The following is a 25,833-nucleotide window of genomic DNA, read 5'->3' on the forward strand; positions in this document are numbered from 1 at the left end:
GCGCATCACCGTAACGGAATTCCCATGGCCATCACCATCCGCAAACTCGATTCGACGAGCGAGGGCTTCGACGCCGCGCTGCGTGCAGTGCTCGCGTTCGAGGCGAGCGAGGACGAAGCGATCGAGCAATCGGTCGCGAAGATTCTCGCCGACGTGAAGTCGCGCGGCGACGCCGCGGTGCTCGAGTACACGAACCGCTTCGACCGGCTGGACGCGAGCAGCGTCGCCGCGCTCGAACTGCCGCAGGACGCGCTGCAGACGGCGCTCGACGGCCTCGCGCCGAAGGCGCGCGCGGCGCTGGAAGCCGCTGCCGCGCGCGTGCGTGCGTATCACGAGAAACAGAAGATCGAGTGCGGCACCCATAGCTGGCAGTACACGGAAAGCGACGGCACGGTGCTCGGCCAGAAGGTCACGCCGCTCGACCGCGTCGGCCTGTACGTGCCGGGCGGCAAGGCCGCCTATCCGTCGTCGGTGCTGATGAACGCGATTCCCGCGCGCGTCGCGGGCGTCGGCGAGATCGTGATGGTCGTGCCGACCCCGGACGGCGTGAAGAACGACCTCGTGCTCGCCGCGGCGCTGCTCGGCGGTGTCGATCGCGTGTTCACGATCGGCGGCGCGCAGGCGGTCGGCGCGCTCGCGTACGGCACGGCCACCGTGCCGCCGGTCGACAAGATCTGCGGGCCGGGCAATGCATACGTCGCGTCGGCGAAGCGCCGCGTGTTCGGCACGGTCGGCATCGACATGATCGCCGGCCCGTCGGAAATCCTCGTGCTGTGCGACGGCACGACCGATCCGAGCTGGGTCGCGATGGACCTGTTCTCGCAGGCCGAACACGACGAGCTCGCGCAGTCGATCCTGCTGTGCCCGGACGCCGCGTTCCTCGAGCGCGTCGAGAAGGCGATCGACGAGCTGTTGCCGACGATGCCGCGCCGGGACGTGATCCGCGCGTCGCTGGAAGGCCGCGGCGCGCTGATCAAGGTGCGCGATATGGCCGAAGCGTGCCGGATCGCGAATGACATCGCGCCGGAGCACCTCGAGATTTCCGCGCTGGAGCCGCAGCAATGGGGCCAGCAAATCCGCCACGCCGGCGCGATCTTCCTCGGCCGCTACACGAGCGAAAGCCTCGGCGACTACTGCGCGGGCCCGAACCACGTGCTGCCGACGTCGCGCACCGCGCGCTTCTCGTCGCCGCTCGGCGTGTACGACTTCATCAAGCGTTCGAGCCTGATCGAAGTCAGCGCCGAAGGTGCGCAGACGCTGGGCGAGATCGCCTCCGAGCTCGCATACGGCGAAGGGCTGCAGGCGCACGCGCGTAGCGCCGAGCTCCGGATGAAGGGGTGACGCGCGCCGGAGCCGATGCCGACGCAGCGGTTCCGGTCGACGAGGAGACCCAGCGCAGGGCGGCAGCCGCCGCCCTGCCGACCATTTGACGCCGGCGCGACGCACGCCGGCTTGAGACCATGACGACGCCACAAGACATCATCCGCCGCGACGTGCTCGCGATGACGAGCTACCCGGTGCCCGACGCGAGCGGCTTCGTGAAGCTCGACGCGATGGAGAACCCGTATTCGCTGCCGGCGCCGCTTGCGGCGGCGCTCGGCGAACGCCTCGCGCAGATCGCGCTGAACCGCTACCCGGCGCCGCGCCCGGGCGCGCTGCTCGACAAGCTGCGCCGTGCGATGGGCGTGCCGGCCGCATGCGACGTGCTGCTCGGCAACGGCTCGGACGAAATCATCAGCATGATGTCGGTGGCATGTGCGAAGCCGGGCGCGAAGGTGCTCGCACCGGTGCCGGGCTTCGTGATGTACGAGTTGTCGGCGAAGTTCGCGCAACTCGAATTCGTCGGCGTGCCGCTCAAGGCCGACCTGACGCTCGACGCCGACGCGATGATCGCGGCGATCGCCGAGCATCGGCCCGCGCTCGTCTACCTCGCTTACCCGAACAACCCGACCGGCACGCTGTACGACGAAGCCGACGTCGAGCGGATCATCGCGGCCGCGCGGCACAGCCTGATCGTGATCGACGAGGCGTACCAGCCGTTCGCGGAGCGCTCGTGGCTGCCGCGTTCCGCCGAGTTCGACAACGTCGTCGTGATGCGCACGGTGTCGAAGCTCGGCCTCGCGGGGATCCGCCTCGGCTATCTCGCCGGCCTGCCGGCGTGGCTGACCGAGTTCGACAAGGTGCGCCCGCCGTACAACATCAACGTGCTGACCCAGGCGACCGCCGATTTCCTGCTCGACCACCTCGACGTGCTCGACGCGCAGGCGGCCGAACTGCGTGCGGAACGCACGCGCCTCGCGCAGGCCGTGGCCGCGCTGCCGGGGGCGACGGTGTTCCCGAGCGCCGGCAATTTCCTGCTGGTGCGCGTGCCGGACGCGGCCGCCGTGTTCGATGCGCTGCTCACGGAGCGGGTGCTGGTCAAAAACGTGAGTAAAATGCATCCGTTGCTGTCCGAATGCGTGCGGCTGACCGTCGGTTCTCCCGACGAAAACGCGCGCCTGCTGGCTGCTTTGAAACTCGCGCTGCCCGGTTGAGCCCAGGGCGCGGCGGCGCGCGACGATCAATCCCCATTTACATCAGACTCATTCAAGGAATTGCCATGCGTGTGGCGGAAGTCGTTCGCAATACCAGCGAAACGCAGATCCGTGTGAAGCTCGATCTCGACGGGACGGGCCGGCAGAAGCTGGCCACCGGCGTGCCGTTTCTCGACCATATGCTCGACCAGATCGCGCGACATGGTCTGATCGATCTCGAGGTCGAAGCGCATGGCGATACCCATATCGACGACCACCACACGGTCGAGGACGTCGGCATCACGCTCGGTCAGGCTGTCGCGAAGGCGATCGGCGACAAGAAGGGCATCCGCCGCTACGGCCATTCGTACGTGCCGCTCGACGAGGCGCTGTCGCGCGTCGTGATCGACTTCTCGGGCCGGCCGGGTCTTGAATTCCACGTGCCGTTCACGCGTGCGCGGATCGGCACGTTCGACGTCGACCTGTCCATCGAATTCTTCCGCGGGTTCGTGAACCACGCGGGCGTCACGCTGCACATCGACAACCTGCGCGGAATCAACGCGCACCACCAGCTCGAAACGGTGTTCAAGGCCTTCGGCCGGGCGCTGCGTGGGGCGGTGGAGCTCGACGAGCGTGCGGCGGGGCAGATTCCGTCGACGAAGGGCAGCCTCTAACTTCCGAACGGACACGCCGCCAACGACAACCTCACGGCTTCGGCGCGGCGCGCCGGCTTGCGATGGATCTGCTCAAATCGTTCATTTCGCTGCTGGCGCTGATCAACCCGATCGGCGCGGTGCCGTTTTTCCTGAGCCTGACGGCGCAGCAGTCGGACATCGAGCGGCGCCGCACGATCCGGATCGCGTCGGTGTCGGTGTTCTGCGTGATGACGGTGACGACGCTGCTCGGGCAGCAGATCATCGACTTCTTCGGTATTTCGGTCGGCTCCCTTGAAGTGGGCGGCGGGATCATCATGTTGCTGATGGCGATCAACATGCTGAACGCGCAGATCGGCAACACGCGATCGACGCCGGAGGAGCGCCACGAGGCCGAGCTGAAGGACAACATCGCGGTCGTGCCGCTGGCGATTCCGCTGCTCACGGGCCCCGGCTCGATCAGCACGGCGATCGTCTATGCGGCGAACTCGCATCACTGGTATGAGCGAGCCGGGCTCGTCGCGATCGGCGCGGTCCTGGCTCTGCTGTGTTTCTTCGCGATGCGGCTTGCCGAGCCGATCGCGAACTGGATCGGCCGCACTGGCATCAACATCGCCACGCGGCTGATGGGTCTGATGCTGTCGGCGCTGGCGGTGGAATTCATCGTCAATGGACTGAGGGCGCTACTGCCTGCACTGAGATGAAAACTTCGATTGCGATTGTGGATTATGGGATGGGCAACCTGCGCTCGGTCGCGCAGGCGCTCAAGAAGGCCGAACCGGCCGCCGACGTGGCGATCGTCGATACGCCGGCCGCGATTCGCGCGGCCGACCGCGTCGTGCTGCCCGGCCAGGGCGCGATGCCCGACTGCATGCGCTGCCTCGGCGAGTCGGGGCTGCAGGAGGCCGTGATCGAGGCGTCGCGCACGAAGCCGCTGCTCGGCGTGTGCGTCGGCGAGCAGATGCTGTTCGACTGGAGCGCGGAAGGCGACACGAAGGGCCTGGGCCTGTTGCCCGGCAAGGTCGTGCGGTTCGAGCTCGAAGGCCGCCTGCAGGACGACGGTTCGCGCTTCAAGGTGCCGCAGATGGGCTGGAACCGCGTGCACCAGTCGCAGCCGCACCCGCTGTGGGATGGCGTGCCCGACGACGCATATTTCTACTTCGTGCACAGTTATTACGTGAGCCCGGACAACCCGGCGCACACGGTCGGCGAAACGGTATACGGCGCGCCGTTTACGTCCGCGGTCGCGCGGGACAACCTCTTCGCGACCCAATTCCACCCCGAGAAAAGCGCGGAGGTCGGGTTGCGTCTGTATCGCAACTTCGTACACTGGAAGCCGTAAACGTGGCGTGCGAGCCACAGTCGACCGGGCCGAACGGCCTGTCGCGCGGGGCTTGCCCGCTTAAGCGCCGAAAGAGTTGTACTAAACTAGCGAGACGGCGCGGCACCGGTTTGGCCGGTACGCGCCGGATTCTTTTCATTTTCCACGACGACACCCGATTGCTATGTTGCTGATTCCGGCCATCGATCTCAAAGACGGTCAGTGTGTGCGCCTCAAACAGGGCGATATGGACCAGGCCACGATTTTCTCCGAGGACCCGGCGGCGATGGCCCGCAAGTGGGTCGATCTCGGCGCCCGGCGGCTCCATCTCGTCGACCTGAACGGCGCATTCGCCGGCAAGCCGAAGAATCTCGAAGCGATCGAAGCGATCCTCGACGAAGTCGGCGACGAAATCCCAGTACAGCTCGGCGGCGGCATCCGCAGCCTCGAGACGATCGAGAAGTATCTCGACGCCGGCCTGTCCTACGTGATCATCGGCACTGCCGCCGTGAAGAACCCCGGCTTCCTGCAGGACGCGTGCACCGCGTTCTCCGGCAACATCATCGTCGGGCTGGACGCGAAGGACGGCAAGGTCGCGACCGACGGCTGGAGCAAGCTGACCGGCCACGAAGTGATCGATCTCGCGCGCAAGTTCGAGGACTACGGCGTCGAATCGATCGTCTACACGGACATCGGCCGCGACGGGATGCTGCAGGGCATCAACATCGAGGCGACCGTGAAGCTCGCGCAGGCGGTCGGCATCCCGGTGATCGCAAGCGGCGGCCTGTCGAACCTCACGGACATCGAGAACCTCTGCGAAGTGGAAGAGCATGGCGTCGAAGGCGTGATCTGCGGCCGTGCGATCTACTCCGGCGATCTCGATTTCGCGGCCGCGCAAAAGCGCGCGGACGAACTGAACGGCGAACTCGACAACGCGTAACCGCGGTTGTTCCGTTTGCCGGAGCTGCCCGCGGGCGGCTCCACCGGAAGCCTCGTGCGAGGCTTCCGTAACCGGCCGTCCCAGCGCGGCATTTGGCGCAACATCATGGCTCTAGCTAAACGCATCATCCCCTGCCTGGACGTGACTGCCGGGCGTGTCGTCAAGGGCGTCAATTTCGTCGAACTGCGCGATGCCGGCGACCCCGTCGAAATCGCGCGCCGCTACGACGAACAAGGCGCCGACGAACTGACCTTCCTCGACATCACCGCGACCTCCGACCAGCGCGACCTGATCCTGCCGATCATCGAAGCCGTCGCGTCGCAGGTCTTCATTCCGCTGACCGTCGGCGGCGGCGTGCGCGCCGTCGAGGACGTGCGGCGCCTGCTGAACGCCGGCGCGGACAAGGTCAGCATGAATTCGTCGGCGGTCGCGAACCCGCAGCTCGTGCGCGACGCGGCCGACAAGTACGGCTCGCAGTGCATCGTCGTCGCGATCGACGCGAAGCGCGTGTCGGCCGACGGCGAGGCGCCGCGCTGGGAAGTGTTCACGCACGGCGGCCGCAAGGGCACGGGCCTCGACGCGATCGAATGGGCGCGCAAGATGGCCGAGCTCGGCGCGGGCGAGATCCTGCTCACGAGCATGGACCGCGACGGCACGAAGTCCGGTTTCGACCTCGCGCTCACGCGCGGCGTGTCGGACGCGGTGCCGGTGCCGGTGATCGCATCGGGCGGCGTGGGCTCGCTGCAGGACCTCGCGGACGGCATCAAGGACGGCCGCGCCGACGCAGTGCTGGCCGCGAGCATCTTCCACTACGGCGAGCACACGGTTGGCGAGGCGAAGCGCTTCATGGCCGACCAGGGCATTCCGGTGAGGCTGTGATGAACACGGAAACGAAATCCCTGCCCGCGTGGCTCGACAAGGTCCGCTGGGACGACAACGGCCTCGTGCCGGTGATCGCGCAGGAAGCGTCGACGAACGACGTGCTGATGTTCGCGTGGATGAACCGCGAGGCACTGGCGAAGACGATCGAGACGCAGCGCGCGGTCTACTATTCGCGTTCGCGCAAGCGCCTGTGGTTCAAGGGCGAGGAGTCGGGCCACGTGCAGCACGTGCACGAGGTGCGGCTCGACTGCGACGAGGACGTCGTGCTGCTGAAGGTCGAGCAGGTGTCGGGCATCGCATGCCACACCGGCCGGCATTCGTGCTTCTTCCAGAAATTCGAAGGCACCGTGGACAGCGGCGACTGGGTCGCGGTCGATCCGGTGCTGAAAGACCCCGAACACATCTACAAATGACGCAATCGACCGAAGACACGCTGCTGCGCCTCGCGGCCGTGATCGATAGCCGCAAGGGCGGCGACCCCGAACAATCGTACGTATCGCGCCTGTTTCACAAGGGCGACGACGCGGTGCTGAAGAAGATCGGCGAAGAGGCGACCGAAGTCGTGCTGGCCGCGAAGGACGTGCGCCAGGGCGGCGCGCCGACGGCGCTGGTCGGCGAGGTGGCCGACCTGTGGTTCCACTGCCTGGTGATGCTGTCGCATTTCGACCTGAGCCCGGCCGACGTGATCGCCGAACTCGAGCGCCGCGAAGGTCTGTCGGGCATCGAGGAAAAGGCGCTGCGCAAGCGTCGCGAGCGCGAGGAAAACGGCGGGTGACGACGCGCGGCCTGCCGCGCCGACGACAGTGCGGTAAGCTGTAAGAATTGTCATCTAACGGGGGTAGCATCATGACCGATACGCCGAGCCAGTTTCCGACACCGTCGGTGCCGGGCGCAGCGGACGCCGAGCGACTGGCAGGTCTGCGCACGCTGACGCACGTGCTGTACGGCCTCTACGCGATTCATTGGCTGACGGGTGGCGTCACCGGGATCATCGCGATCATCATCAACTACGTGAAGCGCGGCGACGTGGCCGGCACGCCGTACGCCGACCATTTCGAGTGGCAGATCCGCACGTTCTGGCGCGCGCTGATCGCCTACGTGATCGGCTTCGCGCTGATGTTCGTGGTGGTGGGATTCGTGATCATGTTTGTCACGTGGATTTGGACGCTGTACCGTATCATCAAAGGTTGGCTGTACCTGAACGACAACAAGACGCTCGATCCGCAGGCGTGGTTCTGACCGGCGCACGGGCGTTTCGCAGGAGCAACATGAGTCACGATCCGAATTGCCTGTTCTGCAAGATCGCGGCGGGCGAGATCCCGAGCACGAAGGTGCACGAGGACGACGAATTCGTCGCGTTCCGCGACATCCGCCCGGCGGCCGAGACGCACGTGCTCGTCATTCCGCGCCGGCATGTGCCGACGCTGTCGGCGGCGAGCGAGGCCGATGCGCCGATGCTCGGCCGGCTGATGTTGCTGGTCGCCCGTCTGGCCGACCAGCTCGGCGTTGCATACACGGGAGGCGAAACCGGTTTTCGCACGGTGATCAACACGGGCCCCGGCGGCGGGCAGGAGGTCTACCACCTGCACGCGCACATCCTGGCCGGCCCGCGCCCGTGGCTGCGGATGGGTTGACGTGGCGGGGCGTTTCCCCGCATCGATAGTCGAAGCCGGCGTGCCGCCGGCGATTTGCGCCGCGACGCGGCGTGGTTGAGGAGAGGTTTCATCATGGGTGGATTGAGCATTTGGCACTGGCTGATCGTGCTGCTGATCGTCGCGCTGGTTTTCGGTACGAAGAAGCTGCGCAACATCGGCAACGACCTCGGCAGCGCCGTGAAGGGTTTCAAGGACGGCATGAAGGAAGGCGAGACACCGGCGGATGCGCAGCAACTGCCGCGTTCGGGTTCGGTCGACGTCAACGCGAAGGAAACGACGCGTTCCGACTCGAACAAGGCGTAACGCCGGCACGCTGACAGGCATTCGCGATGCTGGATCTCGGTCTTTCGAAGATGGCGCTGATCGGCGTCGTCGCGCTCGTGGTGCTCGGCCCCGAGCGCCTGCCGCGCGTCGCGCGTACGGCAGGCGCATTGTTCGGCCGCGCGCAGCGGTACATCAACGACGTGAAGGCCGAGGTCTCGCGCGAAATCGAACTCGACGCGCTGCGGACGATGAAGACCGATTTCGAGTCGGCCGCGCGCAATGTCGAGACGACGATTCACGACAACCTGCGCGAGCACGAGAAGGAACTGAACGACACGTGGAACTCCGCGGTCGGCGGTCCTAACGAAGGCTCGGTCGATGCCGGCACGTACGGCTCCGACACGCCCGCGGCGCCGTCGTGGCGGGGCAGCATGGCCGCGCTCGCGCCGAAGCGTCGCAACTGGCGTGTGAAACAGGCGGCGACGCCTGTCTGGTACAAGCGCGCCACGACCCGCCGCACGCACGTGCAGTCGGGCGCCGCGCGTGTCGCGCGCCATCAGCCGGCCAGCCTGCGCCGGCCGACGCGCTTCTTCTGAGCCGAGCGCATGCTCGCTCGTCAATCCTACCGAGGGCCGGTGTGAGCGACCCCCAGCAGAATCCGGGCGACGCCCCGGAAGAAACCTTCATTTCCCATCTCGTCGAGCTTCGCGATCGCATCATTCGCGCGGGGCTGGCCGTGATCGTCGTGTTCCTCGGGCTCGTGTACTGGGCGCCCGACATTTTCCGGCTGCTCGCGCGGCCGCTGATGGAGAACCTGCCGAAGGGCGGCAGGATGATCGTGACCGACGTCACCGGCTCGTTCTTCGTGCCAATGAAGGTCACGATGCTCGTCGCGCTCGTGATCGCGCTGCCGATCGTGCTGTACCAGATCTGGGCGTTCGTCGCGCCGGGGCTGTATCAGCACGAGAAGAAGCTCGTCGTGCCGCTCGTCGGCAGCAGCTACGTCCTGTTCCTGTGCGGGATGGCGTTCGCATACTTCCTCGTGTTCCCGACGATCTTCCGTGTGATGGCGCACTACAACGCGCCGCTCGGCGCGGAGATGTCGACCGACATCGACAACTACCTGAGCTTCGTGCTCGGGATGTTCATCGCGTTCGGGGTCACGTTCGAGGTGCCGATCGTCGTCGTGCTGCTCGTCCGGATGGGCGTGCTGTCGCTGAAGAAGCTGAAGGAGATGCGGCCGTACGTGATCGTCGGCGCGTTCGTCGTCGCGGCGGTCGTCACGCCGCCGGACGTATTCTCGCAGCTGATGCTCGCGCTGCCGCTCGTCGTGCTGTTCGAAATCGGGCTGCTGGCCGCGCGATTCTTCGTGCCGAAGCCGACGGAAGAGCCCGAGGCCGAGAACGGCGCCGCGAGTTGATGAAACGCGGCGCGCTGCGCCCGGCATGAGGGGCGCCGTCGATGCGGCACCTCGACGACGTTGAATCCGGGCGCGCGACCGGGCGGTGCAGGCGGCGGGTGAGCGCAGCTCCGTCACCGTGACGAAGGATCGTCGAAGCAAAACAAAAGGGCAGCCGATCAGGCTGCCCTTTTGCATTTCCATCCTTGGCCGGCAAGCGGCGCTCGCCGATACGCCGCCCGCCGGATGTCACTCGCTGTCGCTGTCCTGTTCGTCGAGCGTCTGCTTCGGCGGCGGCGGGCGCTTGCCGATCACCACGCTCACGTCGAACTCCTTGCCCTTGCGCACGACGTGCACCTTGGTCGGCGTGCCCGGCTTGATCTGCGCGACGGTGTTCAGCAACTTCGTCGTGTCGGTGATGTCCTCGCCGTTCACGCTCACGAGGATGTCGCCCGGCTTGATGCCGGCCTTGTCGGCCGGACCGCCCTGCAGCACGCCCGCGACGATCGCGCCCGACTTCTGCTGGAGCCCGAACGACTCGGCGATTTCCGGCGTGACGTCCTGCGGCTCGACGCCGATCCAGCCGCGCGTGACCGAGCCCGTCGTGATGATGCTTTCGAGCACGGTGCGCGCGGTCGACACGGGGATCGCGAAGCCGATGCCGAGCGAGCCGCCCGAGCGCGAGTAGATCGCCGTGTTGATGCCGAGCAGGTTGCCGTTCACGTCGACCAGCGCGCCGCCCGAGTTGCCGGGGTTGATCGGCGCGTCGGTCTGGATGAAGTTTTCGAACGTGTTGATGCCGAGATGGTTGCGGCCGAGCGCGCTGATGATCCCCATCGTGACCGTCTGGCCGACGCCGAACGGGTTGCCGATCGCGAGCACGACGTCGCCGACCCGCGACTGGTCGGAGCGGCCGAGCGTGATCGTCGGCAGGTTCGTCATGTTGATCTTCAGCACGGCGAGATCGGTTTCGGGGTCGCTGCCGATCACCTTCGCGGTGCCCGTGCGGCCGTCGGCGAGCGCGACTTCGATCTGGTCGGCGCCGTCCACGACGTGCTGGTTCGTTAGAATGTAACCTTCAGGGCTCACGATAACGCCGGAGCCGAGGTTGGCCGCAGGTTCGTCCTGCTGCTTGCGGGCGTTGCGGTCGCCGAAGAAGTAGCGGAACAGCGGATCCTTCGCGCGCGGGTCGGGCGGCAGCGAGCCGTCCTTGCTGGAGAAGACGTTGACGACGGCGGGCATCGCCTTTTGCGCGGCCTCCGCGTATGACGTGGTCGCCGGTGCACCGCCGATGCCCGGCGCGACTTCCCGCAGCGCGACGATCGGCGTGGCGAGCTGCTTGCCGAGCTGTCCTTGCCGTTGCAGCCATTGCGGCTTGAGCGTCACGACGATGAACATCAGCGCGAGCAGTACGGTCACCGCCTGCGCGAAGAACAGCCAGAAGCGTCTAAGCATCTGAATGGATTAGAGGTTTATATGGATCGGATCGAACTTGAATTGTACTTGAACAATACCCTTGAAACCGCGCGCTTCAAGGACTATTGCCCGAATGGCCTCCAGGTCGAGGGGCGTCGCAAGATCGAGAAGATCGCCACTGGCGTGACGGCGTCGCTCGCGTTCCTCGAAGCCGCGCTCGAATGGGGGGCGGATGCGGTGCTCGTCCATCACGGCTATTTCTGGCGCAACGAGGCGCCGCAGATCACGGGCCGCAAGTACCGGCGCCTGAAGCTGCTGCTCGCGAACGACCTGAACCTGTTCGCGTTCCACCTGCCGCTCGACGCGCATCCCGAGTTCGGCAACAACGCTCAGCTCGGCGAGAAGCTCGGGCTGATCGGCGAACAGCGTTTCGGCGACGGCGACCTCGGCTGGATGGCCACGCTGCCGATGCCCGTCACGCTCGAGCACTTCGTCGCGAAGGTCGAGCGCACGCTCGGCCGCACGCCGCTCGTGCTCGGCGATCCGGAGATGCAGTTGCGCCGCATCGCGTGGTGCACGGGTGCCGCGCAGAGCTATTTCGATGCCGCGATCGACGCCGGCGCCGACGTGTTCCTGACCGGCGAAGTATCGGAACCCGTCACGCACGCGTCGGCCGAGAGCGGCGTCGCGTTCGTTGCGGCAGGGCACCATGCGACCGAACGCTACGGAATCCAGGCGCTTGGCGCCCACTTGTCCGAAGAATTCGATATCGAACACCTTTTTATCGATATTCATAATCCGGTCTGAGCGACGGATTTGCGGCGGCGCATCGAAATTTCACAATGTAGCATCCGCTTAAGAGCGAAATGATTTAATCGCTCCGATAGTGGGGGGAAACCCTTAACTATCAACTACTTCGAAGGGATTTTCATCTCCGGGCCTTGTAAATGGCGACTCCATTCGCGCAAACTAGCGGCGGAATGAAAAGTCGTGACGGAAAATCCAACTCAGAAGTGGGGCGTGTGATGCGAGACAAGGAAGAGAAACGCGTCGACAGCGGCCGCCGTACCTGGCTGATTGCGACATCCGTAGCAGGTGGCGTGGGAGGCGTAGCCACCGTCATACCTTTCGCGGCGTCGCTTGCGCCGTCCGCGAAAGCGAAAGCGGCCGGAGCCCCGGTCGAGGTCGACATCAGCGGCCTGAAGCCCGGCGAAATGGTCACCGTGCCGTGGCGCGGCAAGCCGGTCTGGATCCTGAACCGCACCGACGACATGCTCGCCGACGTCGTCAAGGCCGACAAGGAAGTGGCCGATCCGACCTCGAAATCCCCGTATTCGATGCCGTTGCCCGCGTATTGCGCGAACGAATATCGCGCGCGGGCCGATCGCAAGAACATTCTCGTCGTGATGGCCGTGTGTACGCACCTCGGCTGCACGCCCAGCCAACGCTTCACGCCGGGTCCGCAGCCGAACCTGCCGGACGACTGGCCGGGCGGTTTCCTGTGCCCGTGCCACGGTTCGACCTACGACCTCGCCGGCCGCGTGTTCAAGAACAAGCCGGCGCCTCAGAATCTCGACATCCCGCCCTACATGTTCACGTCGGCGGCGACCCTCGTGATCGGCAAGGACGAGAAAGGAGAAGCGTGATGGCCGACAACAAGGAAGTCTCCACGACAGGTCTCACCGGCTGGATCGACCAGCGCTTCCCGCTCACGTCCACCTGGAAGAAGCACGTTTCCGAGTACTACGCGCCGAAGAACTTCAACTTCTGGTACTTCTTCGGCTCCCTCGCGCTGCTCGTGCTCGTCAACCAGATCGTCACGGGCATCTTCCTGACGATGAACTACAAGCCCGACTCGATGCTCGCATTCGCGTCGGTCGAGTACATCATGCGCGAGGTGCCGTGGGGCTGGCTGATCCGCTACATGCACTCGACCGGTGCATCGATGTTCTTCGTCGTCGTGTACCTGCACATGTTCCGCGGGCTGATGTACGGGTCGTACCGCAAGCCACGCGAGCTCGTGTGGATCTTCGGTTGTGCGATCTTCCTGTGCCTGATGGCCGAGGCGTTCTTCGGCTACCTGCTGCCGTGGGGCCAGATGTCGTTCTGGGGCGCGCAGGTGATCGTGAACCTGTTCTCGGCGATCCCGTTCGTCGGCCCGGACCTGTCGTTGTGGATCCGCGGCGACTATGTCGTGTCCGACGTCACGCTGAACCGCTTCTTCGCGTTCCACGTGATCGCGATTCCGCTCGTGCTGGTCGGCCTCGTGATCGCGCACCTCGTCGCGTTGCACGAAGTGGGGTCGAATAACCCGGACGGCATCGAGATCAAGGCGAAGAAGGACGCGAACGGCATTCCGCTCGACGGCATCCCGTTCCATCCGTACTACTCGGTGCACGATTTCTTCGGTGTCTGCGTGTTCCTGATGGTGTTCGCGCTGATCGTGTTCTTCTCGCCGGAGATGGGCGGGTACTTCCTCGAGTCGAACAACTTCGTCCCGGCGAACCCGCTGCAGACGCCGCCGGAGATCGCGCCGGTCTGGTACTTCACAGCGTTCTACGCGATGCTGCGCGCCACCACCGACCCGTTCAAGATCGTGCTGATGATCGTGATCGCGCTGCTCGGCGTGCTCGCGCTGATCCGCGCGCGCGGCAAGTGGAAGGTCGGCCTGCCCGTGTTGGCCGCGGCGATCGTCGTGTTCATGTTCCTGACGGAATCGAAGTTCTGGGGCGTCGTCGTGATGGGTTCCGCGGTGATTACGCTGTTCTTCCTGCCGTGGCTCGACCGTAGCCCGGTGAAGTCGATCCGCTACCGGCCGTTGTTCCACAAAGTGTTCCTCGGGATCTTCGTCGCGGCGTTCCTGACCCTCGCGTTCCTCGGCACACGGCCGCCATCGCCGGCCGCGACGCTGATCGCGCAGGGCTGCGCGCTGATCTACTTTGCGTTCTTCCTCGGCATGCCCGTCTGGACACCGCTTGGCACGTTCAAGCAGCCGCCGGAACGGGTGCGCTTCAAGCCCCATTAACGTGAGCGAGGAGAGAACGACATGAAGAAACTGCTTTCGACGCTCGCACTGATCGGGGCAACGGCCGTGGCGCTGCTGGCGGCGCCGGCCGTGCGCGCGGAAGGTAATTTTCCGCTCGACCGGGCGCCCGATAACACGGAAAATCTCGTTTCGCTTCAGCACGGCGCGCAATTGTTTGTAAACTATTGCCTGAACTGCCACAGCGCGAACCTGATGCGCTACAACCGTCTGACGGATCTGGGCATATCCCAGAAGGAGATCGAAACGAATCTCCTGTTCACGACCGACAAGGTCGGGAATACGATGTCCGTCGCGATGCGGCCCGAAGACGCGAAGAACTGGCTCGGCACCTCGCCGCCCGACCTGTCGGTCGAGGTGCGGGCGCGCGGCCGCGACTGGCTCTACACGTACCTGCGGAGTTTCTACCGCGACGATACGCGGCCGAGCGGCTGGAACAACGCGGTGTTCGAGAACGTCGGCATGCCCCATGTATTGTGGCAACTGCAGGGGCAGCGCACTGCCAAATTCGAAGACAAGACGGACGAGGAGACGGGCGAGAAGGTCCACAAGCTCGTCGGCTTCCAGCAGGTCACGCCGGGGACGTTGTCGTCGCCGGACTATGATGCTGCGGTGGCCGACCTGGTGGCCTATATGACATGGATGTCCGAGCCGGCCCAGCAGACCCGCAAGCGCCTCGGCGTGTGGGTGCTGGTCTTTCTCGGTGTCCTGACTTTCCTGGCCTGGCGGCTCAATGCCGCGTACTGGAAAGATATCAAGTAAACACGCCTGACCGGCGTGGGGCCGGCGCAAGGCGGAACCCGTGAAAGGGGTTGCGCCGCGTGTCGGCCCTCGGCTTTTTTGAGGAAACGCAAATATGATGGTTCTGTATTCCGGCACAACTTGCCCGTTCTCCCAGCGTTGCCGGCTGGTGCTGTTCGAGAAGGGCATGGATTTCGAGATCCGTGACGTCGACCTGTTCAACAAGCCGGAAGACATCTCGGTGATGAACCCGTACGGTCAGGTGCCGATTCTGGTCGAGCGCGACCTGATTCTGTACGAATCAAACATCATCAACGAATACATCGACGAGCGCTTCCCGCACCCGCAACTGATGCCGGCCGACCCGGTGCAGCGTGCACGCGCACGCCTGTTCCTGCTCAACTTCGAGAAGGAGCTGTTCGTTCACGTCAGCACGCTCGAGAACGAAAAGGGCAAGGCAGCGGAGAAGAACCACGAGAAGGCACGCCTCGCGATCCGCGATCGCCTGACGCAGCTCGCGCCGATCTTCGTGAAGAACAAGTACATGCTCGGCGAGGAGTTCTCGATGCTCGACGTCGCGATCGCGCCGCTCTTGTGGCGTCTGGATCACTACGGCATCGAGCTGTCGAAGAACGCTGCGCCGCTGATGAAGTACGCCGAGCGGATCTTCAGCCGTCCGGCCTATATCGAAGCACTGACGCCGTCCGAAAAGGTCATGCGTCGTTGATGGTGCAATGAGTGCATGACGGAGCCGGCGACGCGGCGTGCCGCGTGCCCGCTCCGGGTTCGAGGATTGTGATGCAAGAGATTTCAACGAAGCCTTATCTGCTGCGCGCGCTGTACGAGTGGTGCACCGATAACGGTTACACGCCGCATATCGCGGTGAGGGTCGACAACTCGACGCGCGTGCCGCGTCAGTTCGTGCGTGACGGCGAGATCGTGCTCAACATCAGCTTCGAGGCGACGAGCCAGCTGCAGATGGGTAACGAGTGGATCGAGTTCACCGCCCGGTTCTCCGGGAAGGCGCACAAGATCGAGATTCCGGTGGCCAACGTGCTCGCGATCTATGCGCGGGAGAATGGGCAGGGGATGGCGTTCCAGGTCGATGCGGTCGCGGGCGAGGGCGCGGATTCGGGCGCGTTCGAAGACGATGCCGCGCAGGCGGAAGATGCGCCGCGTGACGAGTCGCCTGCCGTGTTGACGCCTGTCGTCGATGACGGGGCGAACGAGGAGCCGTCCGAAGGCGCCGACGAACCGCCGAAAACCGACGGCGACGGCTCGAAAGGCGGCAGACCTCGCCTCAAGATCGTGAAATGAGGTAGAATCTCGCGCTTACGCCGGCTTAGCTCATCTGGTAGAGCAGTTGATTTGTAATCATCAGGTGGCGGGTTCGAGTCCTGCAGCCGGCACCAAACACTAGTTTCAAGTAGTACCCAGAAGTCCCAAAACCCGCGTCCGGCCTAGCGCTGACGCGGGTTTTTTGTTTCTGGAAGTGCCGAGTGGAACCGGGGCATCCCGGAAATTTGGGGGTAAGATTCGGGGTATGACTTCCCGGATTTGGGGGTATGCCGTACCCCCGGCGCACAATGAAATCGCCCGCACCCCAAGCTGGCAGAAATCGGTGCGATGTTGAATCATCGGTGCGATGTTGAATCGCAATCGTGATTACCTGAAGAGTCTTTGATTGCAACCGGGGGCCAGGGTGTAAGCGGTGGCAGCGATGTTGCGTATGACGGATCACAAGGCGCTGCCTCATCGCAACATCACGTCGTTTCGCCGCCCAGCTTCGGCGTCTTGTGTAGGTCGACCCAGAAGCCGCTGAGCTGATCGTCCTGTACGCTGAACCGGCGCAGCCAACCTTCGGTCGCTACGACTGTATTTAGCAGGGGCGCAGTACTATCCAGCGTCCCGTCTTGCAGCGTATCGACGTCATCCGCGATGATCGGCCGCAGTGCACGGTTCAGAATGACGTACGCGGCGGGCGGCGATACGGGTATGCCTGGGCCATTTGATACTCCAGACTGCGGGGCTACGCCGGCTTGAATAATTAAGCCTCCGTTGCCCAGGGGAATACGGGCGAACCAATCTGGCGGGAGTCCGAGCGCCGATGCGCCACCGACAGCCGCGACCAAGTCCGCATCGAGCGCGTTGAGCCAGTCAACGGTCTTGATCTTCGTGTAAAGCTTACGAACGGTGGAACGCATTGGATCGCCGACGTCGATGCCAGGCCCGAAACGGCGCGCGTAGAAATACTCGCTGGCTTCGTTTGGTCGCCGCCCCATTGGAGGCACGTTCACGGCCAGCCCGCCGTGACCGCTAACTATCGGCAACGCTTCTGCGAACGCGCGGAACATCGCCTCGAACACGCCGGGGCGGTGGGCGATAAACGCACGCGGTACCGTGAAGACCAGTCCGTCGAGACCGCGTTTCCGTGCAGCCTTCTTTTCGCTAAGCGCGAACACCGTGAATTCATAGAACCCGGTCGCGAGCTTGTGCTCGCCGCTGGTGATCGCGACCGCAAGGGTCTCGTCGGAGGGAACGCTCGTCGCGAGACTTTCGAATCCCGGAGACTTGTCGTACTGGATCGGTTCTTCTCCCTCGGAATAGAACCAGCGCAGCGGCCCGGACTTCGACGGCGTCTGGCCGGCCGCCACTTCGAGCGCGTGTTGATATTCCTCGATCGCCGCGTTGTACTGCTTGAAGCAGCGCACCAGCGCTTGCCGAACCTCCGACGTGAAACCGTTGCGGAAGTAAAGCACGCCCCGCACTACAAGGGCGGCACCCGTGATCCCTTTTTGGTGCGCGGGCTCGTAAAGCCCGAAAGGCATCGTGTCCGCACGGCGCGGATCTTTGGCCCAAGCTTCAATTTCGTCGTTCGTCATGGCGTCAAAGCGGGAGCGGGAATGCAGGTGGCGGCAATGTAGGCGCGGTCGGGAGCGGTGGGCCTCCGGGCGCGCTGCTATTGCCGCCGAACAAGTCGTCAAGCTCGGATTGTCGCGCGGATTGCTTCGAGCGCGAAGTTTCCTTCTGGCCGTCGTCGTCGCCGCATCCGCAATCAGCCGCGCCGAGGTGGACAAACTTCGACGGGCCGCCCGCGATTTCGATGTAGTCGTCTTCCTGATCAGGGCCGTATCGATCGCCGGGGAACTTCATTTCCACGACGGTCTTGATATTCGATTGCTCGGGAGGTTTCGACGGGTCGTTCACGATGACGACGTCAGGGCGGCGGACGTCGCCTTTCTCGTATTTCTTGCCCTTGCTGGGCCATACGTCCTTGATCCATTGGCGAATGCCCGAATTGGGCTCCAGCGGATCGTCGTAGTCCATGATCGGCTGGGGTGGATTCGTCGTCATATCGTACGGTTGTTCCGGCCTGTATTCCGTTGGAACGCCCGACTGCATCTTCGACACCTCATTGGGCAGCCCGAGGCGCATCTCGACGCAGCGCTGCCGCTGGATTGTCCCGGCTTTTGTCGCGACGCCGATCCGACGGCACTCGCAGAACGTGTGACACAGAACTTTCCGATCCTTCGGGGAGAGTTTGGAGGCGCTTAATCCAACCTGCGTTGTCTGGCCACCGGTGCTCGAGCCCCCAGTCGACGACCCTGGGGAGTAGGGGCCGGTCATGCATCGCTCCCGGGCTGATGGAACGACAGCGATGCAGCTTGGTGACTGCTAATCCAATCGGTGTGGCCGCTCGCGTCCGTCGTGCCTTGAATCGTTTGACCGTCCGCCGACGTGACCGTGTATGGGTGATTCGGGATCGGTGCGCGTGTCTTGTCGTCGACGAGCTGGAAGCGGCCGCGATATGCGCCATCGTCTTGCGCGGTCGTCTGCGTGACTACACTTTTGCCTGCGCCAACCGAGCCGCCTGCGCCGGAGGTCGGCTCTACCGTCGCCATGCCTTGCGATGCTATCAGCGTCGCACCGCATGCAGTCTTGTCGCCTTCGGTCGCCACAGCCCGGCCGCCAAACGTCATGCTGCGAACGCGGACGCCGATGATTGGGTAGACGCCGCTGCACTTGGGACACGACACCATGTCGCCTTCGAGCGCGAGTGGCTTGCCGAAGACGATGTTGGTAGACGTGCAGGCGAGCACCCGGCCACCGTGCGAAGTGGTATCGCCTTCCCGAATGAACGCAGAACTCATGCCGAATCCTCTGTTGAAATTTTGCGAGGACTGTAGCACGCACCGAATAAGGGTAACTACCCTGTCAAAGTTGCCGGGAGGCTTCGCAGGTGAATGGCGCGGTGCAATTTTTGACCGTCCAAAGTCACTTTTCATTGAGCACAAGGCCAGCTTTTGCCGTGGCATCGGGGAGGGCTGCGGCACGGGAGTTTCTTTGCGCGCAGCGTTCCAGACCGCAGGGTGCTTCTCGACACGGCGGGCGTCATGCGACGTATTTGCCGACTATCTCCAACTTTGTCTCCAAGCAAATGAGTGTTTTGGAGATACATTTGGAGATAGTCGGACCCTTGACCCGTAAGGCTTCTGGGGTGAATTGAGCGTATATCTCCAAATCTCCAGAAGTTTTCTGTTCGGGCGGCCGGCGATCGGCGACTTACGCCACAATTTCTCTCTCGATGGCCTCGTCGGCATGGGTTCAACCGATTGGGGGTATGTTTGGGGGGGGGTGCTCCAATCGTCGATTCCGTTTTCGTTTTGAATCAATAGATTGGATAAGGATTGTTGATCCTGCAGCCGCACCATATCTAGCAAGGGGTTACGCGATGTTTGCGTAGCCCCTTCGCGTTTCCAACTCAGCTTTTGCGTGACAGTCCGGAAATCGAGCCAGTGGCGGGGCCGAGCATTCGGTGCGGACGTTCGTCTTCATCATCCGCGGGCGCACGAGTATGTTCACAAGCTGCGACTCCGCAAGACCACATAGTCAAGGCAACAATCACCGCTGCCGGTCGGACAGTGTCTAGTGGTTCTCGGGTTGCTATTCCGTCATTGCGAATCTTTCTTCGTCATCAACTGGAACCGCGCAACGCATGCAACGAGGCATTCCGACTTCCGGAGCGCCTTGACGAATCGGGAGCGTGCCGGTTGGAGTTGCGTCGCGGGGACAGCCGTTACGTGCGTCCATGCGCGTAAACGAGATCTGAATCGGTATCCAAGTCAGCCTACACTTTTCACGACGTCCGGGGCGTGGACCGACGGAGCAACTGCGTTTAAGCGAATGCGACGGGTTCGGTAAGGAGTATGACGTGAAGAAAGCTGCCGGGTATGCGATTGATGCGATTTTGATAGTTGGTATCGTCACGTTTTTCTATTTCGTGGCGTTTCTCCGTGAAATTCACCAGTCGGCATCGACGTCTAATATCAGGAACGCTGCATTTGCGATCACGCTCGCGTCATTTGCCATCCTCCCATTTCGCGCCAAACGCCACCCATCTTTACTTCACTTCATCCAATTCGATGCGAAAGGGAGGCCGAGATCGAACCTTGCCGTGCCCCTGATGTGCTTTGTTCTTTCGATCTTGATCGTCCTCGCGTTGATTCGGTTGATCGTGATTGGTTTTGAGCAGGCCGCAGTGTGAATGAAATTTTTTACACGACGGAGGTGGAGCGCGCGCTGATATATCAAGCTGTCCCTGCTTGACGTATATCGGCGCGTTTTCAATCGATGTCACGATGCCCGTCGGATATGGCTGAGAACACCGTCGAATTCGGTATTTTGGTAACGCGAAATTTGCGTAAGTGATTGAGTTTGCTTGATCGTTCGAGTGCTTTGTAAGCATCAGGTGGCGGGTTCGAGTCCTGCGACTGCTCCAAATTGAACGAAGGGCCGGGAGATTTTTTCTCCCGGCCCTTCGTCGTTTCAGCGCCGCGAGCCGACAAATCTGACGCGGGGACACGGGGCGCATGGCAAGCCCGCTTCAGTGCATTTCAGCGCATGCATGTGTGGACACGCGCATGCGGGATTTCTCGACTCGGTGCCGTACATTTCCTGGCCGGCCCGCGCCGCGCTTATCAGGAGCGGCGCATTCACCCGGTTGCAATGCCGCTCCAAGCGATGCCTTGGCGCCGCAGCCAGTCTTCCAGGCAATGCCTGCAAACGACCAATCTGCCGTCGGCGATGAGCGTGGTCGTCGGTATCGGTCGGCCAGATGTGCGCCCCTGCTTTGCTGTCACGGCCGCGTCACGATGGCCAAATAACGTTGCACGTCCCTGCCGTGACGTCCGCATCCAGCGGATCCGATGACGTCGCACCGCTCAGGGAGCGGCTGGCTCCTCGCGACGACGTGCCCTCGTCGCAAACGGCCGCGCATTTTCGCATTCACATGCCTTCGGGCCATTTCATCAAAAGAGACGATCGACGCCGGTTCGAACCGGATCGCGGACGATCAGGAGACAAGGACCATGCTGAGTCCGCACGAATTCTCGATGCTGCTGCGCATTGCCCGCGCACCGGACAGTGTCGACCCGTCGAATCCGGCGTTCGCCGTACTCGTCGAAAAGCGGCTCGTCGACGATACGCAGGTACGTGTGAGTGCGGTGGCCGCGCGCCCGGCGCTGACGCCGATCGGCCAGATGCTGCTTGCGCGCTTCGACGAAGCGGCTTGAGGGGAAGGGAAGAGTAATGCAGTTGCGCGTCACGCCTTCGCCGCAGCGAAGGACGTGACGCAACGCAAGCGCGGCGAACCGCTTACTGCGCGACCGGCACCGTCACGTCGCTGCCGAACCAGTGCATCGAGATCTTCTTCAACGAGCCGTCCTTGCGCAGCGACTCCAGCGCATCGTTGATCGCCTTCTCGAACTTCGGATTGCCCTTGCGGAACGGGATCGCCATCTCCTGCTTGCCGCCGTTCAGCACCGCGCCCGAGCGCAGCGGCAGGTTCGACGTCTTGATCATGTACGGCAGCATCAGGCGGTCGTCGAGCGTCGCCTCGATCCGGCCCGCGGCGAGGTCACGCAGCTTTTCCGGCGCGCCGGGATACGTCTGCACCTCGATGCCCGGCACGCTGCGTGCCATCTGGTCGTAGTTGGTGCCGAGCGTCACGCCGAGCTTCTTGCCCTTGAAATCCTCGAGCGACTTGAAGTTGCGCGTGTCGTCCTTGCGCTGAATCAGCTGCGCTGCCGAGTACGTGTACGGCTCGCTGAAGTCGAGCGCTTCCTTGCGCTGCGGCGTGATCGTGACCTGGTTGACGATCACGTCGAACTTGCCGGCCTGCAGCCCCGCAATGATCCCGCTCCATTCGGTCGGGACGAATTGCGTCTTCACGCCGAGCTTGCCGGCAACGGCATTGGCGACATCGACGTCGAAGCCCTCGAGCTGTCCCGACGTGCCGCGCGAGTTGAACGGCGGATACGTGCCTTCGAGGCCGACGCGCAGCACGCCGGCTTTCTTCACCGAGTCGAGCAGGTCTTCCGCATGAGCGGCAACGGCCGTGAAACCGAGGGCCGACGCGAGCAGCAGGCCCGACAGCAGGAACTTCGAACGTTTCATCGCAGATCTCCAGTGTTCAGTGTGGTAATCGAGCGCCGGGCATCGGTCGTGCCCGGACTGGGCCGGAATACGGGCACGTAGACACTACTCGCAACCGGGCCGCGCCGGAAGTCGAATTGGCCCTGATTGCATCGATTTCAGCGGGCCATGCGTGAGCAGTTCGGCGTGACGTCATGGCGCGTATGTGTCGAACAAGCGTTCGAACGGTTCGACCGGGTCCCTCGGAATACGCTTGAAAAACTCTTTTAAATCAGTTCGATTTTCGGAGTCTCGCAGTAATTTGTCTGTAAAATCGCGCGAGCGAAATCGCATAGCGCGCCATCCGAGGGCGCGTCAAAAGAAGAAAAGGCCGTTGCCATGAACATGCAGAACACTGTTGCCGCATTGCGCGGCGGGTTGCTTCAGCAGGACCGGCTGCTGAAGCTCGATACGCCATTGGGCCCGAATGTGCTGACCGTGCAGCGGGCGGTCGGCCATTCGCGCGTCGGGCGTGCGTACGAGTTCACGCTCGACGTGCTGTCGACCGATAGTGATCTGGAACTGAAAAAGCTGATCGCGCAGCCCGTCACGTTGTGGATCCAGCAGGGCGATCGCAGCTACCGGCCGATCAACGGATACGTCCACACCGCGCGCCGCCTTGGCGCCGACGGCGGGCTCGCGACCTATCAGCTTACGTTCGCCGATTTCACGCATTTCCTGAAGTTTCGTCGCGACCAGCGGCTCTGGAACGACACGACCGTCGACCAGATCATCAGCGATGTGCTGAACCAGCATTCGCAGGCGCAGGGGCATTTCCGCTTCGCGCTGTCGAAACCGCTGCCGAACCGGTCATACACGCGCCAGCACGACACCGACTGGCATTTCGTGCATCGGCTGATGGAAAGCGAAGGCCTCTACAGCACATGGCAGCAGGCCGACGACGGCAAGACGCACACGCTCGTCATCGCCGACAACCTGCAGGCGTTCGCGCCGCTGTCGCCCGAGACCGTGCGCTTCTACCGCGGCGGCGCGGCGAGCGAAGCCGACGCGTTCACGCAATGGTCGGGCTCGCGCACGCTGCAAAGCGTGACGCGAACGACACGCACGTTCGACTACAAGAACCCGTCGCAGCCGTCGAACCCGAAGGGCACGACGCTGCCGACGATGAGTGGCCAGGGTGAATTGCCCGACCAGCTCGAAGTGTACGAGTACACCGGTGCCTACACGTATCTGGACCAGACGCGCGGCGACCATCTGACGAAGGTGCGGATGGAGGAATGGGAGTCGCAGGCAAAGCGCTTCCATGGCGCGGGTGGCGTGCGCGCCATCGATGCGGGCCGACGCTTCACGCTGTCGGACCATCCCGAACATGATCGCGATCCGGCGGACCAGCGCGAATTCGCGGCGATCGGCGTCGAATGGTGGATCGAGAACAATCTGCCCGTGGCCAGCAGGAGCGCGGACTTTCCGTACAGCCTGCGCGACGCGCTGATGCAAGCGCAGGAAGGTTACGGTGCCGATCCGGCGTTTCGCGTACCCCATGACGATGGTTCGGTCGGCTTCTATCTCGTCGAGGTCGAGGCGCAGCGCGTGAGCGTGCCGTATCGCAGCCCGTTCGAACATCGCAAGCCGGAGATGCACCTCGAGACGGCGATCGTCGTCGGGCCGCAGGGCGAGGAAGTCTATACCGACGAGCTGAACCGGATTCGCGTGCAGTTCGTGTGGGATCGCCTCAATCCGGGCAACGAGAACGCGTCGTGCTGGGTGCGCGTCGTGCAGTCGGATACTGGTGGCGGCTATGGCGGCGTGCATGTGCCGCGCATCGGCGAGGAAGTGCTGATCGACTACGTCGGCGGCGACTGCGACCGGCCGCTCGCGGTCGGCCGCGTGTACAACGGCGCGAACCAGCCGCAGTGGCATAGCGACGGGATTCTGTCCGGATATCGGTCGAAAGAGTATTCAGGCAGCGGCTACAACCAGCTCGTGATGGACGACGCGACCGGGCAGAACCGCGTGCAGCTGATGAGCAGCAGCGCGAACAGCCTGCTGCATCTCGGCTACATCATCGACCAGAACGGCAATTCGCGCGGATCGTACCTGGGCAGTGGCTTCGATCTGCGCTCGGACGCATACGGCGCGGTGCGGGCGAGCCAAGGGCTGTACGTCACCACCCATCCGAAGGCACCGAACAGCCAGCCGCTGGACGTGAAGGAAGCGCAGCAGCAGCTCGTGACGGGCGAGAGCCTGGTCGAGGCGATGTCGGGCGTGAGCGAACAGCATCAGGCGGAAAGTCTCAAGGAAGCACACGACACGATGCGCGCGTTCACCGACGCGACGCAGGACAGCGCATCGGGCAGCGCGTCCGGCGGACGCACGGCAGGCGGCGGCACGGGCAACGCGAATGCGTTCAAGGAGCCAGTGATGCTGTTCGGCAGCCCGTCGGGAATCGCGATGTCGACGCAGCAGTCGCTGCACCTGGTCGCGAACGATCACGTGAACGTCGCGAGCGGACAGAGCGTGCATGTCGCGGCGGGCAAGTCGCTGATCGGCAGCATCGGGCAGAAGCTGAGCCTGTTCGTGCAGAACGCGGGGATGAAGCTGTTCGCGGGCAAGGGCAAGGTCGAGATCCAGGCGCAGTCGGACAACGTCGAGGTGACTGCGCAGAAGGCGGTGAAGGTTGTGTCCGCAACTGATCGGATCGAGATCGCCGCCGATCAGGGGATTCTGTTGACGAGCGGCGGCGGGTATATCCGCATCAAGGACGGCAACATCGAGATTCATACGCCGGGTGCGGTTGATGTGAAGGGTGCATCGCATACGTTCGCGGGGCCGGCGAGCATGGGTTATCCGTTGCCGAGCCCGCGGCCGGATCAGCCGGGGCAGCTCGAACTGTTCCACAAGTACGTGAACGGCGAGGCGGTCAAAGGCGGGCTGTTCACGGTGAGAGACGTGAACGGCGCCGTGCTGAAGAAAGGCGCACTCGACAACAGCGGCTATACGGTTGTGAGCGGTTTGCCGCCGGGGGCGGTGCGCGTCGAGTTCGGCAAGGACCCGCGCGAGTCGGATCAGCCAGCGAACTATTTCAAGCAGGTGAAGTGGCCGGCGGAGCCCGTGCAACCGTCGCCGGAGGCCGCGCAGGCGGCAGCTAGCGGGCAGCTCGCGAGCCAGCTGCAGGGGATGGCGCCGGCCGCGACGACAGCAGCAATGGGGCTGGTGAGCGGCGGCGGCGCGGGTGCTGCCCTTGGCGGCCTCGCCAGTTCTGCATTGCCGGCTGCGGCGACTGCGCTGGGTGGCGCGGGTGTCGCGTCGGCGTTGCAGACGGCCTCGAGCCTGAGCGGTGCGGCGAAGCAGGTGGCCGGGATGGTGCAGGCCGCACGTCAGGGCGGCCTTGCCGCGCTGGCCGCGCCGGCGGCGAATGCGGCGTCCGGGGCGTTGCAAGGCGCATTGCCGGGCGTCGCGAGTATCGCGGGCAAGGGCGCCACGACCGTGGCGTCGGCCGCAGGCGCGACGGGCATGAAGCTGCCGACGAGCGGGTTTGGTGGACCGCTGAAATCCTGAGAGGGCGGCATGTC

28 protein-coding genes and 1 tRNA gene are annotated in these 25,833 nt (G+C 63.9%); 24 read left to right on the forward strand and 5 right to left on the reverse strand.

Features of this window, described 5'->3' with window-relative positions:
- Positions 1-24 precede the first annotated feature (24 nt).
- The 14 genes from hisD to tatC all read left to right on the forward strand — a co-directional run bounded on the left by hisD (position 25) and on the right by tatC (position 9,648).
- A complete protein-coding gene (gene hisD / locus BTE28158_RS12960) occupies positions 25-1,341 on the forward strand; it encodes a histidinol dehydrogenase (RefSeq protein WP_059599814.1) in 1,317 nt (438 codons plus the stop codon).
- Between the two features lie 119 nt (positions 1,342-1,460).
- Positions 1,461-2,534: a histidinol-phosphate transaminase gene (gene hisC, locus BTE28158_RS12965; protein WP_151048132.1), complete on the forward strand. Its 1,074-nt coding sequence runs from the start codon at positions 1,461-1,463 to the stop codon at positions 2,532-2,534.
- A gap of 65 nt (positions 2,535-2,599) precedes the next feature.
- Positions 2,600-3,187 (forward strand): imidazoleglycerol-phosphate dehydratase HisB, encoded by a 588-nt coding sequence (gene hisB, locus BTE28158_RS12970; protein ID WP_059599816.1) that lies wholly within the window; start codon positions 2,600-2,602, stop codon positions 3,185-3,187.
- 62 nt (positions 3,188-3,249) lie between these two features.
- A complete protein-coding gene (locus tag BTE28158_RS12975; RefSeq protein WP_059599817.1) occupies positions 3,250-3,870 on the forward strand; it encodes a YchE family NAAT transporter in 621 nt (206 codons plus the stop codon).
- Complete coding sequence (hisH, locus tag BTE28158_RS12980) at positions 3,867-4,508, forward strand: imidazole glycerol phosphate synthase subunit HisH (protein ID WP_059599818.1); 642 nt, start codon at positions 3,867-3,869, stop codon at positions 4,506-4,508. Before BTE28158_RS12975 ends, hisH begins: the two co-directional genes overlap by 4 nt.
- Before the next feature lie 163 nt (positions 4,509-4,671).
- On the forward strand, positions 4,672-5,427 hold the full coding sequence (gene hisA / locus BTE28158_RS12985) for a 1-(5-phosphoribosyl)-5-[(5-phosphoribosylamino)methylideneamino]imidazole-4-carboxamide isomerase (RefSeq protein WP_039366646.1): 756 nt from the start codon (positions 4,672-4,674) through the stop codon (positions 5,425-5,427).
- Positions 5,428-5,532: 105 nt separating this feature from the next.
- A complete protein-coding gene (gene hisF / locus BTE28158_RS12990) occupies positions 5,533-6,306 on the forward strand; it encodes an imidazole glycerol phosphate synthase subunit HisF (RefSeq protein ID WP_059599819.1) in 774 nt (257 codons plus the stop codon).
- Complete coding sequence (hisI, locus tag BTE28158_RS12995) at positions 6,306-6,722, forward strand: phosphoribosyl-AMP cyclohydrolase (RefSeq protein WP_044845954.1); 417 nt, start codon at positions 6,306-6,308, stop codon at positions 6,720-6,722. Before hisF ends, hisI begins: the two co-directional genes overlap by 1 nt.
- Positions 6,719-7,084 carry a phosphoribosyl-ATP diphosphatase gene (locus tag BTE28158_RS13000; protein ID WP_044845953.1) on the forward strand — a complete coding sequence of 122 codons (366 nt, stop codon included), beginning with the start codon at positions 6,719-6,721 and terminating at the stop codon, positions 7,082-7,084. Before hisI ends, BTE28158_RS13000 begins: the two co-directional genes overlap by 4 nt.
- Positions 7,085-7,155: 71 nt before the next feature.
- Positions 7,156-7,548: a DUF4870 family protein gene (locus BTE28158_RS13005; protein WP_059599820.1), complete on the forward strand. Its 393-nt coding sequence runs from the start codon at positions 7,156-7,158 to the stop codon at positions 7,546-7,548.
- A 29-nt stretch (positions 7,549-7,577) separates the two neighbouring features.
- Positions 7,578-7,943, forward strand: coding sequence for a histidine triad nucleotide-binding protein (locus BTE28158_RS13010; protein ID WP_044845951.1), 366 nt, complete (start codon positions 7,578-7,580; stop codon positions 7,941-7,943).
- Between the two features lie 93 nt (positions 7,944-8,036).
- Positions 8,037-8,267 carry a Sec-independent protein translocase subunit TatA gene (tatA, locus tag BTE28158_RS13015; RefSeq protein WP_034183658.1) on the forward strand — a complete coding sequence of 77 codons (231 nt, stop codon included), beginning with the start codon at positions 8,037-8,039 and terminating at the stop codon, positions 8,265-8,267.
- A gap of 26 nt (positions 8,268-8,293) precedes the next feature.
- A complete protein-coding gene (gene tatB, locus BTE28158_RS13020; protein ID WP_059686471.1) occupies positions 8,294-8,824 on the forward strand; it encodes a Sec-independent protein translocase protein TatB in 531 nt (176 codons plus the stop codon).
- A 41-nt stretch (positions 8,825-8,865) separates the two neighbouring features.
- On the forward strand, positions 8,866-9,648 hold the full coding sequence (gene tatC / locus BTE28158_RS13025) for a twin-arginine translocase subunit TatC (protein WP_059599823.1): 783 nt from the start codon (positions 8,866-8,868) through the stop codon (positions 9,646-9,648).
- Between the two features lie 228 nt (positions 9,649-9,876).
- Here the strand turns inward: tatC and BTE28158_RS13030 are convergent, their stop codons facing one another.
- Positions 9,877-11,082, reverse strand: a complete 1,206-nt coding sequence (locus BTE28158_RS13030) for a Do family serine endopeptidase (RefSeq protein WP_151048133.1) — start codon at positions 11,080-11,082, stop codon at positions 9,877-9,879.
- Positions 11,083-11,103: 21 nt separating this feature from the next.
- Here BTE28158_RS13030 and BTE28158_RS13035 point away from each other — a divergent pair, with 21 nt between their 5' ends.
- From BTE28158_RS13035 to BTE28158_RS13065, 7 genes are all read left to right on the forward strand, one after another.
- Positions 11,104-11,850 (forward strand): Nif3-like dinuclear metal center hexameric protein, encoded by a 747-nt coding sequence (locus BTE28158_RS13035; RefSeq protein WP_059599825.1) that lies wholly within the window; start codon positions 11,104-11,106, stop codon positions 11,848-11,850.
- Positions 11,851-12,068: 218 nt separating this feature from the next.
- On the forward strand, positions 12,069-12,689 hold the full coding sequence (petA, locus tag BTE28158_RS13040) for a ubiquinol-cytochrome c reductase iron-sulfur subunit (RefSeq protein ID WP_151048134.1): 621 nt from the start codon (positions 12,069-12,071) through the stop codon (positions 12,687-12,689).
- A complete protein-coding gene (locus BTE28158_RS13045; protein WP_108064681.1) occupies positions 12,686-14,068 on the forward strand; it encodes a cytochrome b in 1,383 nt (460 codons plus the stop codon). Before petA ends, BTE28158_RS13045 begins: the two co-directional genes overlap by 4 nt.
- A gap of 21 nt (positions 14,069-14,089) precedes the next feature.
- The gene (locus tag BTE28158_RS13050; protein WP_059599828.1) at positions 14,090-14,848 is read left to right on the forward strand and encodes a cytochrome c1; all 759 of its coding nucleotides are present in this window, start codon (positions 14,090-14,092) and stop codon (positions 14,846-14,848) included.
- Positions 14,849-14,942: 94 nt separating this feature from the next.
- Entirely contained in the window at positions 14,943-15,554 is a 612-nt protein-coding gene (locus BTE28158_RS13055; protein ID WP_006400565.1) for a glutathione S-transferase N-terminal domain-containing protein, read from the forward strand.
- A 71-nt stretch (positions 15,555-15,625) separates the two neighbouring features.
- Positions 15,626-16,144: a ClpXP protease specificity-enhancing factor gene (locus BTE28158_RS13060; RefSeq protein ID WP_124628018.1), complete on the forward strand. Its 519-nt coding sequence runs from the start codon at positions 15,626-15,628 to the stop codon at positions 16,142-16,144.
- 19 nt (positions 16,145-16,163) lie between these two features.
- Positions 16,164-16,239, forward strand: a tRNA-Thr gene (locus BTE28158_RS13065).
- Between the two features lie 351 nt (positions 16,240-16,590).
- Here BTE28158_RS13065 and BTE28158_RS13070 read toward each other — a convergent pair.
- Genes BTE28158_RS13070 through BTE28158_RS13080 form a run of 3 tightly spaced genes read right to left on the reverse strand, consistent with a single transcriptional unit; the run spans position 16,591 to position 18,978 of the window.
- Complete coding sequence (locus BTE28158_RS13070; protein WP_151048135.1) at positions 16,591-17,709, reverse strand: DUF3396 domain-containing protein; 1,119 nt, start codon at positions 17,707-17,709, stop codon at positions 16,591-16,593.
- Positions 17,710-17,713: 4 nt separating this feature from the next.
- Positions 17,714-18,454, reverse strand: coding sequence for a VRR-NUC domain-containing protein (locus tag BTE28158_RS13075; RefSeq protein ID WP_151048136.1), 741 nt, complete (start codon positions 18,452-18,454; stop codon positions 17,714-17,716).
- Positions 18,451-18,978: a PAAR domain-containing protein gene (locus BTE28158_RS13080; RefSeq protein ID WP_059560249.1), complete on the reverse strand. Its 528-nt coding sequence runs from the start codon at positions 18,976-18,978 to the stop codon at positions 18,451-18,453. The genes BTE28158_RS13075 and BTE28158_RS13080 overlap by 4 nt, the downstream gene beginning before the upstream one ends.
- Before the next feature lie 1,061 nt (positions 18,979-20,039).
- Here BTE28158_RS13080 and BTE28158_RS13085 point away from each other — a divergent pair.
- Together BTE28158_RS13085 and BTE28158_RS13090 are read left to right on the forward strand one after the other, a co-directional pair.
- Positions 20,040-20,372: a hypothetical protein gene (locus tag BTE28158_RS13085; RefSeq protein WP_151048137.1), complete on the forward strand. Its 333-nt coding sequence runs from the start codon at positions 20,040-20,042 to the stop codon at positions 20,370-20,372.
- Positions 20,373-21,195: 823 nt separating this feature from the next.
- The gene (locus BTE28158_RS13090) at positions 21,196-21,399 is read left to right on the forward strand and encodes a hypothetical protein (RefSeq protein ID WP_059599832.1); all 204 of its coding nucleotides are present in this window, start codon (positions 21,196-21,198) and stop codon (positions 21,397-21,399) included.
- An 82-nt stretch (positions 21,400-21,481) separates the two neighbouring features.
- On the opposite strand, the gene BTE28158_RS13095 is transcribed toward BTE28158_RS13090, so the two are convergent.
- Positions 21,482-22,282: a cystine ABC transporter substrate-binding protein gene (locus BTE28158_RS13095; protein WP_059599833.1), complete on the reverse strand. Its 801-nt coding sequence runs from the start codon at positions 22,280-22,282 to the stop codon at positions 21,482-21,484.
- Between the two features lie 357 nt (positions 22,283-22,639).
- Here BTE28158_RS13095 and BTE28158_RS13100 point away from each other — a divergent pair, with 357 nt between their 5' ends.
- Complete coding sequence (locus BTE28158_RS13100) at positions 22,640-25,819, forward strand: type VI secretion system Vgr family protein (protein WP_151048138.1); 3,180 nt, start codon at positions 22,640-22,642, stop codon at positions 25,817-25,819.
- Positions 25,820-25,833: the final 14 nt, after the last annotated feature.

Origin of the sequence: Burkholderia diffusa, assembly GCF_902499115.1 — a bacterium.
In the GTDB taxonomy this organism is placed as follows: Bacteria; Pseudomonadota; Gammaproteobacteria; order Burkholderiales; family Burkholderiaceae; genus Burkholderia; species Burkholderia diffusa.